The sequence below is a fragment of the Moorena sp. SIO3E8 genome, assembly GCF_010692445.1.
GTDB lineage: Bacteria > Cyanobacteriota > Cyanobacteriia > Cyanobacteriales > Coleofasciculaceae > Moorena > Moorena bouillonii.
This window is the reverse complement of the sequence record NZ_JAAHHM010000182.1, coordinates 1-10835: the sequence shown is the minus strand read 5'-3', so window position 1 is coordinate 10835 and position 10835 is coordinate 1. Positions and strand designations below refer to the sequence as shown.

The 10835-nt window shown below is 43.6% G+C and carries 12 protein-coding genes and 1 pseudogene; 10 read left to right on the top strand and 3 right to left on the bottom strand.

The annotated features are described in order from the left end of the window. Window positions 1–534 precede the first annotated feature (534 nt). From F6K46_RS35305 to F6K46_RS35280, 6 genes and pseudogenes are all read left to right on the top strand, one after another. Window positions 535–763 (top strand): annotated as a pseudogene (locus F6K46_RS35305) (DUF167 domain-containing protein). 227 nt (window positions 764–990) lie between these two features. Continuing rightward, the gene (locus tag F6K46_RS35300) at window positions 991–1902 is read left to right on the top strand and encodes an acyl-CoA desaturase (protein WP_293067049.1); all 912 of its coding nucleotides are present in this window, start codon (window positions 991–993) and stop codon (window positions 1900–1902) included. Between the two features lie 240 nt (window positions 1903–2142). After that, a complete protein-coding gene (locus tag F6K46_RS35295; RefSeq protein ID WP_293067046.1) occupies window positions 2143–2865 on the top strand; it encodes a pyridoxine 5'-phosphate synthase in 723 nt (240 codons plus the stop codon). Between the two features lie 22 nt (window positions 2866–2887). After that, the gene (locus F6K46_RS35290; RefSeq protein ID WP_075903987.1) at window positions 2888–3211 is read left to right on the top strand and encodes an MgPME-cyclase complex family protein; all 324 of its coding nucleotides are present in this window, start codon (window positions 2888–2890) and stop codon (window positions 3209–3211) included. Window positions 3212–3368: 157 nt separating this feature from the next. Next, entirely contained in the window at window positions 3369–4940 is a 1572-nt protein-coding gene (locus F6K46_RS35285) for a zinc ribbon domain-containing protein (protein WP_293067043.1), read from the top strand. A gap of 36 nt (window positions 4941–4976) precedes the next feature. Then, window positions 4977–5624: a hypothetical protein gene (locus tag F6K46_RS35280; protein ID WP_075903136.1), complete on the top strand. Its 648-nt coding sequence runs from the start codon at window positions 4977–4979 to the stop codon at window positions 5622–5624. Window positions 5625–5683: 59 nt separating this feature from the next. Here the strand turns inward: F6K46_RS35280 and F6K46_RS35275 are convergent, their stop codons facing one another. From F6K46_RS35275 to folD, 3 genes are all read right to left on the bottom strand, one after another. Continuing rightward, on the bottom strand, window positions 5684–6139 hold the full coding sequence (locus F6K46_RS35275) for a divergent PAP2 family protein (protein WP_293017938.1): 456 nt from the start codon (window positions 6137–6139) through the stop codon (window positions 5684–5686). A gap of 217 nt (window positions 6140–6356) precedes the next feature. Further along, a complete protein-coding gene (gene crtE / locus F6K46_RS35270) occupies window positions 6357–7286 on the bottom strand; it encodes a geranylgeranyl diphosphate synthase CrtE (RefSeq protein WP_293067039.1) in 930 nt (309 codons plus the stop codon). A gap of 361 nt (window positions 7287–7647) precedes the next feature. Next, a complete protein-coding gene (gene folD, locus F6K46_RS35265; protein WP_293067037.1) occupies window positions 7648–8511 on the bottom strand; it encodes a bifunctional methylenetetrahydrofolate dehydrogenase/methenyltetrahydrofolate cyclohydrolase FolD in 864 nt (287 codons plus the stop codon). A 199-nt stretch (window positions 8512–8710) separates the two neighbouring features. On the opposite strand from folD, the gene F6K46_RS35260 reads away from it, so the two are divergent. The 4 genes from F6K46_RS35260 (at window position 8711) to F6K46_RS35245 (ending at window position 10746) form a co-directional block, all read left to right on the top strand. Then, window positions 8711–9163: a hypothetical protein gene (locus F6K46_RS35260; RefSeq protein WP_075903920.1), complete on the top strand. Its 453-nt coding sequence runs from the start codon at window positions 8711–8713 to the stop codon at window positions 9161–9163. Continuing rightward, window positions 9153–9593 carry an NUDIX hydrolase gene (locus F6K46_RS35255; RefSeq protein ID WP_293043802.1) on the top strand — a complete coding sequence of 147 codons (441 nt, stop codon included), beginning with the start codon at window positions 9153–9155 and terminating at the stop codon, window positions 9591–9593. The genes F6K46_RS35260 and F6K46_RS35255 overlap by 11 nt, the downstream gene beginning before the upstream one ends. Window positions 9594–10008: 415 nt before the next feature. After that, window positions 10009–10305: a site-specific integrase gene (locus F6K46_RS35250; protein WP_366510855.1), complete on the top strand. Its 297-nt coding sequence runs from the start codon at window positions 10009–10011 to the stop codon at window positions 10303–10305. An 84-nt stretch (window positions 10306–10389) separates the two neighbouring features. Then, window positions 10390–10746, top strand: coding sequence for a hypothetical protein (locus F6K46_RS35245; protein ID WP_293067035.1), 357 nt, complete (start codon window positions 10390–10392; stop codon window positions 10744–10746). Window positions 10747–10835 lie beyond the last annotated feature (89 nt).

The window sequence follows — 10835 nt, the reverse complement described above, 5'->3', positions numbered from 1 at the left end:
GGGTCAGGCATAGCACAAGTTGTGAAGAGTACAATAGGGTAAGCTGAGCATCGAGTAGGTAAGCAGTTCATCCTTCTATTTTACCATTATCAGCAGCTGCTCAAGTATTTCTGCCGCGCTGCACTAGGACAAGGAGCGAATAAGCGAATTCCCGCCATGGAATTCTTGGGTATTGGCAGGTTTTAGACAAGCTAAACCAAAAAAACAATGAGTCAATGAGTTGCTTGAGTTACTTTTATACTACATTTGAAATACAATAAAAATGAAGCGTCAAGTTTTTAGGGGCAAGATGACTCAAGAAATTTACCGAGATTGGGGCAGTCGTTTTGTTCCAATGGTTTTGCTCGAATTAGGGTATGCGTTCGCGTAGCGGCTCTGTTCGCGTAGCGTGGCCTTTGGCCTTAAGAGTATCGCAACAGAACTATTGACACTTACCAGAGCTAATCCGGATCAGTATGCTACTCTGGTAAACGGTGACTAAATTAAAACTTCCCATAGCCAGAAGCAGTGAGGATTTTGAAGAAACTTTCATTGATGAAGAGGCGAGTTCAAGTTAAACCCAATTCTAAACATCAAAAGATAGAAGACTCAGATGATGGGACACTCAAGGTGCATTTGAAGTCACCACCTGTAGATGGGCTTTGCCAATCAGGAGCTAATTGAGTTGCTGGCTAAAAGGTTTAAGGTACCAAAGTCTCGTATCCAAATTAAGTCAGGTTTATCCTCAAGGAATAAATTGATTGAAATCAACACCAATCCCTAGCTAGCTGCAATAGGTTACCCATGACCAATACCGTCATGATTAGCCCAAATATAACTTAAATGCCTGGAATTGGAGGATTTAGCGGACAAGACAACCATCCCAAATCCAAAAATCCCAGTTGATAGCCTTCGTGGTAAGCACGGAGCTAGAGTCCAAACAGCGCCAGACTGACAAGCAATCGGATATGCTTAGTTTTGGTGTATTAGTATTTTATTTAAACAACACAAGTGTCAATCTCTTCATCTACTGCCCCAGAAGTCAGCACACTTCAGAAAACTGTAGTTACTATCGTTATCGCCATGTCCCCTTTGGGCGTAATTGCTGCGGTAGTAGTTATGTTCCTTGAGAAACTGAACGTCCAGCCTCTCGATATCGGTCTTTTTCTCGGGATGTACATCCTGAATTTCATCGGTATTACCGTCGGGTATCACAGGCTTTTTAGCCATCGTGCCTTCCATACTGGACCTTTTATAAGGGCATTCTTAGCCATTGCTGGATGTATGGCAGCTCAAGGACCAGTCACTAGCTGGGTTCACCATCATCGCTGCCATCATATTTACTCTGACCAAGACGGAGACACTCACTCACCCCATCTTCACCAGGGAGGATTTTGGGGATTTATCCAAGGGTTTTGGCATTCCCATATTGCTTGGATTGTGAATGTGGATTGGCAGCCTCCCTATAAGTATGCTCCTGACCTAATCAAGGACAAGCTGATCCGAAGAATAGACAACCTCTACGTCTTTTGGGTATTGCTGTCCCTGTTAATTCCTGGTTTCCTGGGTGGAGTCTTGACTGGTTCTGTCTCAGGAGTCTTAGGTGGTTTAATCTGGGGCGGAGCATTTCGGATTTTTCTGGTTCGTCAAATCACCTTTTGTGTCAACTCAGTTTGCCACTTGTGGGGAAACGAGCTGTTTACTACCTCTGATATGAGCAAGAACAATCCTATCGTCGCCATCTTGACCCTTGGTGAAGGGTGGCACAATAATCACCATGCCTTTCCCAACTCAGCAAGATTTGGACATTATTGGTGGCAACTTGACCTGGGTTGGTTGTTCATCCTGCTGCTTCAGCGCTTAGGACTAGCCTGGAATGTCAAATTACCATCCTCAGACCAACTGCAACCTAGAAGCATCTAATCCCAACATTAAGAATTTTAGGTGAACTACCCCTCGCTGCTTAGACCCTGGCGAGGGGCTTTCTACTTCACGGGGAACTGTCTTGTAGAGGCTTGATAGACAATCTATCTAGATTTGCCCTCCCCCTGTTAAACTAGAAAATGCTATGTTTCTCAAAGCTAAGGTTGTAACGCCTTGGAATTTAAGAGCAAGCTGCCCTATGGTCGTCGCTAGGATGTCAAATCCAGGAGAAAAACATTAGTGCTAACACTTGGCGTAAATATTGACCATATTGCCACAATTCGTCAGGCGCGGCGCACTGTAGAACCTGACCCAGTGGCAGCAGCAGTGTTGGCCGAGCTTGCTGGTGCGGATGGCATCACCGCACATCTAAGAGAAGACCGACGTCACATTCAACAGAGGGACATTGGTCTTTTAAGACAAACGGTGCGAACTCATCTGAATTTGGAAATGGCACCTACCGATGAAATGGTAGCGATCGCTCTAGAGGTCAAACCCGATTACGTTACCCTCGTACCAGAAAAACGAGAAGAAGTGACTACCGAGGGAGGGCTAGATGTAGCAGGGCAAATGCCTCGCCTTAGTGAGGTTGTAGCGCAGTTACAGAGTGCTTGTATTCCGGTTAGCTTATTTATAGACGCTGATCCTGCCCAAATCGATGCTTCTGCTCAAACAAAAGCTAAATTTATTGAGCTGCACACTGGGAGTTATGCAGAAGCTACTGATGAAGTCAGTCAGGCTAAAGAATTAAAAGTTTTGGCCTCCGGATGCCAACAAGCGATTGCTGCTGGCTTACGAGTCAATGCTGGTCATGGTCTTACCTACTGGAATGTTTACCCGGTTGCTTGTATCGAAGGTATGGAAGAACTGAATATTGGTCATAGCATCATTGCTCGGGCATCTCTGGTGGGTATAGAACGGGCGGTTAGAGAAATGAAACAAGCGATGCAAGGTAAATTTTGAGCTTTCCTCAGTAACTGAAACTATGCAAACTTACTACTACGTTTTAGCCAGTCAAAAGTTCCTTGAAGAAGAACCATTGGAGGAAGTACTTCGGGAACGTACCAGGCACTACCATGAACAGGAAAAAGAAATAGACTTTTGGTTAGTCAACCAGCCAGCATTCTTGGAAAGTTCCCAAATGTCCCAGGTCAAGCAGGAGTGTCCGCAACCAGCAACGGCGATCATTTCTACTAATCCTAAGTTCATCACTTGGTTAAAGCTGCGCCTAGAATTTGTCAAAACTGGTGAATTTCAAGCACCATCAGATAGTATACCTGACCCTCTAGCGTCTCTGGCATCAGTTTGATGGTTAGTTTTTTGCTTCCAAGGCAGTGGCTATGGGTCACGCAAATAAACCCCAATAAATAGGTATAAAACGGTTTTTAACCTTACCAAACCGACATTGACGTTTTGCTAGCGCTAGAAATCTATCTAAATCAAGAAAGAAGACACACCAGTTGACGATGTCAAAAAAAGTAGGCGTAACCAAAAAGCTATCGACTCAAATTGTCCCCGTAGTGGGGATGACTGAGTCGATTGAGACTGAGTTGCTGTCTACAATGAAAAAACTAGGCATCGTTAGAGCTGAGTCTTACAACAAGCTGGGGAGCATCAAGCATTGGGGACTGGACTGGAAAAAGGCTATCCCGGAAGTAAAAAGCTTCAGGACTCCAGATACTCTGAGGTTGCCTGCCAAAATAATGGACTGGACTATCAATGATGTAGCAAAAGCCATTACAGCCCAGCAGGCAGCCTGTATCGATGCGGTAATAAAGAAAATTTATAGAAGGTTTCCGGGGAAAGAAAACCAAAAGACCAGGAAAGAACTTTGCAAACAGCTTAAAACCTTAGCTTTTTTGGAAAACCCACTGCTGCATAGACTAGTTAGGAAAGAATTCCAGCGGGGACATTCCTGGGTTAAGAACCAGATAGTTTATCAACAAGTGGGTTATAAATGCAAACGACTCTCTCGCAATACATACCAACTAGAATTAGCTGGATTAAGGAGAGGAAAGAGAAACAGGATAATCGTCAGATCTAACCGAAAAATAAAAGGACAAATTCGGTTGATACATAACCAAGTTCTGCAAAGGTTTGAGATTCATTTCCTTGTAGACCATGGAAATGTAGAAATTCCCGGTGAACGTCGCCCTGTAGGAGTAGACAAGGGATACACGGAGGCTTTCTATGATTCAGAGGGTCAAGCGCATGGGAAAGGGTTAGGCAAAGTAGCCACCAAAAAGTCCGATCGTATATGTGCCAAAAACCGCAACAGAGGAAAGCTTTGGGCACTTCATAGAAAACTAGAAAAAATAGATCCAGCTAAGTCGGCTCGTATTCTTAAAAATAACTTAAGCAGAAAAACAGAGAACAAGCGTTACAGACAAAATCAGTCAGAATTAACGGCTATCATAGGAGCGGCATCTAAGTCTCTTTTTAATGGGAAGTCACTTAAAATTTTTGCAGAAGATTTAACACAACCGATTAAAGGAAAACGTCAGTCCAAAGCCATGTCTCGCAAGCTTAATAGCTGGATGAAGGGTCAAATGCGGGACTCATTACAAAAATGGGCTGATTGGACTGGGTCGATTGTGACAGAAGTCCAGCCTAGTTACACGTCGCAAGTTGACTCCGTGACTGGAACCCTTTTGGGGAAAAGGAGCGGGGACAACTTTACCAGATTTAATGGGGTCGTGTTACAGGCTGACCACAATGCTGCCAAAAACATCCTTGCTCGGGGTACGGACAAGGAACTAACTAGGTACATGAATAAGACCGAGGTAATGGCAGTATTGTTGCGTCGTACCGCGCGTTTCTTGAAAGGGATGGGACTGAGTCTGCTTGATGCAGTTGAGCTTGGTTGGATTGATTGTAAACATAGCAAAACTCAGGCTTTCAAGCAACTCCTGGTCGAGATGCCAGGAACGTCCAGACAGATGGGTGGAAAGTTCAACTCCAATTACTGCATGACCACTCCTCACTTGGACAACAATAAATTGCACCTTGACCGTTTCATACTGGATTATCCCGATTAATGACGGTTTAAGAGTATCTCTACTATCTAATCATCTATGACCAGGGAAACAATACAGTTTATTTTACAAATTTTCTCGATAGCACTGGCTGCTTTAGCTAGTGTCTTTGATGCGGTTTATGCTCAACCAATAGCTCCTCAATGCCAACCACCACAAAACGGTGAGTACATTTTGTTAGTGCTTAGCCGAATTAGGAAAAATCACCAACAAATTCAACGAATTTTACCAAGTAGCGCAAAAACTGATTTTTGTCAATATTTGGAAGATAGAGTAACTCGGGTTGGGGGTTTCAGAGGGATTAACGATGCTAAAGATTGGGCACGCTATCTGGATCAGGTAGTGGGATACTCAGCTTTTGTAGTTCAATCTCCACCGTCAAGCCAGCCTAATACTATACAGCCTACTACAATACCAGGTTATACTCCTCAGGGATTGGGTGATGGTTATGCAGTTCTGGTGGACTACTTCAATCAACCAGAAGTGGCATCCCGACTAGAGCAACTACTGGGCGTCAATGTTGGCTTGGTTTCTTATGCTCAGCGACCTTACTTACTGACAGTACACACAACTAGTGAAACCCAAGCTAACTCAATCTTAAGGCGACTGAGCGCAGAGGGTTTTTGGGCAATGGTTGTTGATAGTCGCCGAGTTACCCTACTAAAACGTAAGGTGGTTCGCTTTTAACTAGTTCCGTTTGAACTAGGTAATGGCAAATTACTAATTAAAATTACTAATTAACACGATCAATAAGCCGTTGCTGCTATACAAGAAATAGCGATACCTAATACCAAACCAACAAGCACCTGAAAGGGTGTATGACCTAATAATTCCTTAAGGCGGTCTTCTTTCAACTCTTTGTCTTCGCTAAACAACTCATCGATAATTTGGTTGAGAATTCGAGCTTGCTTACCGGCAGCTTGCCGGACACCAGCAGCATCATACATGACTATGATCGCAAACACTAAAGCGATCGCAAACTCTGGAGAAGCCCATCCTACTGTTTGTCCTACACCAAATGCCAAGGCAGTGACGAAGGCTGAGTGAGAACTAGGCATTCCACCAGCAGTCATCAGTACCCGAAGATTAGGTTTGCGATTTTTGGTTAGATCAACCAAAAACTTAAATAGTTGAGCCACCAGACAAGCAATGAGCGCAACCAGCAACACCTGGTTGTTTAGGATGTCGCTAAAGTCCTGCATAATTATTTATTTTAAATTGGTCATTGGTCATCGATAACTCAGCATTGGGGAAACGATGAAGTATGAAGGATCAAGTATGAATTATGAAGTATGTTCCCTGGATAGCGTCCCTTCTATGGTATAATTAAGGATGAAGTTTGTTTTTGGTGTTCCTGTAGGCTAGGATTAAACACTTCATCCTTTAACTTTCGTTGGCCTTACCCCAATACCAAGTACCTTAATGAGTGCGATTCACAATAAAGTCAGCGATCGCAATCAGGGGTTGAGCCTTTTCCCCAAAGGATTCCATTTGAGCTTTTGCCTCATTCACCAGCTCCTGGGCTTTTGTTTTTGATGCCTCTAGCCCCCAGAGGCTAGGATAAGTTGCCTTTTGTGCTTTAACATCCTTACCTGCTGTTTTACCCAGTTCCTCCTGAGTAGCAGTGATATCTAGGATGTCATCGACAATTTGAAATGCTAAACCAATATTTTGGGCATATTTGGAAAGCTTTTGTAAGTTAGTTGTCGTTGCCCCTGCCAATATTCCACCACAAACTACACAGGCTTCTAGCAAAGTACCAGTTTTATGAGTATGGATAAAGGTGAGGGTTTCTTCTTTAATATCCAACTTACCTTCTGATTCGAGATCAAGCACTTGACCCCCAACCAATCCCGATGCCCCGACTGCTCTACCCAACCAAGCAACTACCTGCAAAACTTGGGGAGCTGGTACATTTTTAGTTTGAGCCGCCGCATATTCAAATGCATAAGCTAATAAACCATCACCTGCGAGAATGGCAATGTCCTCACCAAAAACTTTGTGGTTAGTTAGTTTACCCCGACGGTAATCGTCATTGTCCATTGCTGGTAGGTCATCATGAATCAATGACATGGTATGGATCATTTCCAGAGCGCAGGAGGTTGGCATTGCCATTTCCACCGTGCCACCCATCAGCTCACAGGTAGCTAGGCACAGAATCGGGCGCAAGCGTTTACCTCCAGCCAAAAGAGAATAACGCATTGCCTCGTAAATTTTGTCGGGCTCCATTCGGGGCAGAGCCTGGTCTAAAGCTGACTCAATTAGAGCTTTTCGCTCTTTTAAGTAAGTTACTAAGTCTAAACTTGGGGATTCCCTCTTGGGGGTAGGTCGCCCCTCCGTCGCTACCATGCCTTGATTCCTTGATTATCTGATTCCTCTAACAATTTTACGGGGCTGGGGGTCTTCTTGAAACTCCCTTGTCATATTCTTGTGCTTCTCGTTTGATGGACAAAACTCTTTACTGATGGTATTTACGATTGTCGAGTTGTGAAATTTATCAGTAGCGCTAAACTAAAGTCTATCCCTGTCAATCCCCACATTTAATATGTTCTTAAACAAAAAACACAGATTTTTAATATTTTTATATCTTATAGCTTTAAGTTTTTTTAATTAGTTCTTTTGTTGACCTAGCCTCCTGTGAATTTAAATGATTTTAGTCATAAACAAAGGTTCAATAGACTCTTGTCAATCTTCACCAGAGCAAAACTGTTCAAGAATACCTCTTTGTATAACTAAGGATTGTATTATTTAGTAGCATAGCCACTGTCATCGGTCCGACGCCACCAGGGACAGGGGTAATATATCGGGCAGTTTCCTGAACAGAGTCAAAGTGGACATCTCCCACAAGACGAGATTTTTCTTGTTGATCACTAACGCGATTGATACCAACATCAATTACAACAGCACCTGGTTTTACCATGTCACTGGTAATCAGTTGAGGTCGTCCCACAGCTGCTACCAAAATATCAGCTCGACGTGTCAGCTCCCCCAGATCTTGGGTGCGCGAATGAGCAATTGTTACTGTAGCGTTGGCTTCTAGTAGCATCAGTGCTAGAGGTTTACCTACTAAAATACTACGTCCTACCACTACTGTCTTTTGACCAGACAAATTAATCTGGTACTCTTGCAACAGGTGCATTATCCCTGCTGGTGTACAGCTACGTAAACCAGGCTCTCCCCTGAGCAGACGACCTAGATTAACAGGGTGTAATCCATCAACATCTTTATCCGGATGGATTTGGTGCAGTAATGAAACAGCATCTAGGTGGTCGGGTAAGGGCAGCTGGACCAGAATTCCATCTACACGCTGATCTTGATTGAGGGCGTTAATGGCTTGCTCGAGTTCTGCTTGGGACGTGTTACTGGGAAAATGACGACCAAAAGAAGCAATGCCCACTTTAGCACAGGCACGCTCTTTATTACGAACATAGGCAGCGCTAGCAGGGTTGTCACCTACCATCAACACTGCTAATCCAGGAGGTCGTCCATGTTTCAACGTCAGCTTCTTTGTCTGTTCTTGCAGCTGGGTCTGAATTTTTTTAGCTATGGTCTTACCATCAAGTATGTTGGTCATTGGTCAATTGGGTTAAACAGTGTAGACGGGTGTACAGATGCTGCCTACTTGGGTTAGAACATTGTAGATGCTGTAGATGCATGGAGCGACTTACTTGAGGCTGGGGAACGAACATTTATGTTTCAACCTACTTCCTTTTTCACTCCTCCAAACAGAGTTCATTGGCAACTGACAACTGAAAACATCATAGGATTTCAATATGCCAACTAAGTATTGGTCAACTCTTTTACCGTTTTGGGTTTTACTTGTAGGAGCCGGGACTGTTGGCTGTAGTCCCTTAGCCCATAATGGCATTCATCAGCTTAATATTAGCTACCCTGGTGTAAAGGTCACAAAAATCCTTGATATACCACAAAATCAGAATACTATCGATACAGTTTACCTTCGGGGTAAAGTTACTAATCAAGCACCACTTTTAGATGCGAATGCTTATGAACTCCAAGATGCCACTAGTACCATTTGGGTAGTCTCTCAGGGAACTTTGCCCAATATCGGTGATCAAGTCTTGATCCAAGGTAAGCCTCAATTTCAAAGCATTCCCATTGCTGGACAAGATTTGGGTGAATTATTTATTCAAGAGCTTGAGCAGCTACAACGGCAAGTCTATCAACCTAAGTCCCCCTTACTTCCAGCACCAACAGATGAGCAGTAAGCAAGTTCAAGTAGCGATCGCTATTCTCTATCGGCAAGGTCAGTTCCTGATGCAGCTACGGGACAATATTCCTGGTATTCTTTACCCTGGTTTGTGGGGTTTATTTGGGGGACACATCGAACCCGGAGAAACCCCAATCGAAGCTCTCAGGCGGGAATTGGTGGAAGAAATTAGCTATGCGCTACCCTCAGCATCTTTGTTTGGCCATTATCCTGAACCCCATGTGTTCCGTCATGTTTTTGCAGTACCCCTGACCGTGGAACTCTCACAGTTGGTCTTAGGGGAAGGCTGGGATATGGGGTTGTTGACTCCTGAGCAGATTCGCCAGGGCGAGTCTTATTCTGCCAAGGCTGGTCAGGTGCGACCCCTTGGTCCTGCTCATCAGCGTATTCTACTGGATTTTTTGGAGAAGGGATCCAGCTTGGTATAAGCTACTTTAAACCGGACACCTGGGCAAGAACAACCAGATAACCTACCCTAAACCGAACGCCAAAGGCGAACAAAACAACTGGATAACCTTGAACCTTCAACCCTTCACGGACAGCACAGCATTATCAAGAATGCTTGTTGTCCTTTTTGTTATCTTGGAGATTTTTCTGCACAACCGCCACTGAAATGCGTTCGCGTAGCGTGACCTACGGTCAATCGCTTTTTAGTAGTCACTGATTTGATGTTAACGATTGTTGAATTGCAATTTGATAAAATAATTAATTCCTTTAATGGGCGTTATTGGTACTTCAATTAACCTGTTTACGCAATACTTTTACGCAAAACTTTCATTGATGAACACAACCAGAAACACACATTTATTATGTTGGCACTAGGGTAGCCATGGTAAAGGACATATCACCCCAGATGCTGCCAGCTGGATCCTTCGAGAAGCATGTGAACGGGTGGGTATAGAAGCGGTCAGTACCCACAGTTTCCGCAGAACCGCACTCACCCAACTAAGCAACGCAGGAATTCCCTTGCGGGTGATTCAGGAAATATCCGGACATCAGACGCTAGATGAATTGTACAAATACCTGGAAGTGCGACCGGATCAGGTAAGGGGAGCCATTAGTGCGTTATCTATGCTTGCTCCCGTCGAATCCACTGAATCTACTAAATCCACTGAACCTGCGCCCGATTACCTTGGGTAATCGAAGTATTTAGGGTAGCTCAAGAGAGATTTAGATTACAATAATCCTATAGTAAATTTACTGATTTCCATAAGTTTGGATAGGGTGCTAGACAGCAAGGATATTGATCGATGTTTGAATCTCCTCAATGGTATATATTCCTTGCCTGAGCGAGAAAGGTTAGAGCGTATTAGTGAATTTATCCAGTCCACTCTTTCCATTACACCAGATATATACAGACCACAGAATTTAAAGTATCTATTCTCATACCCAGACCCAGTGGGCATTTTCGCCGACTTCATGTCTAACTACATTAATTCTAATGTTCACACCGAGGAATGTTCGCCAATCTTTACCCATTGCGAGGTAGAGATGGTGGAGAGGTTACTTAAGTTAGTTGGTTATAGTGGAGGAGATGGCATTTGGGTGCATCTCAGTTTTGCAAAAATACCAAAATCATGATATCATGATATTATTAATGATAAATAGTTTCTAATAATTACTAAAACTCATGAACTTGAGTCCGGAAGAAAAGCAAGAGCTAAAAGAAC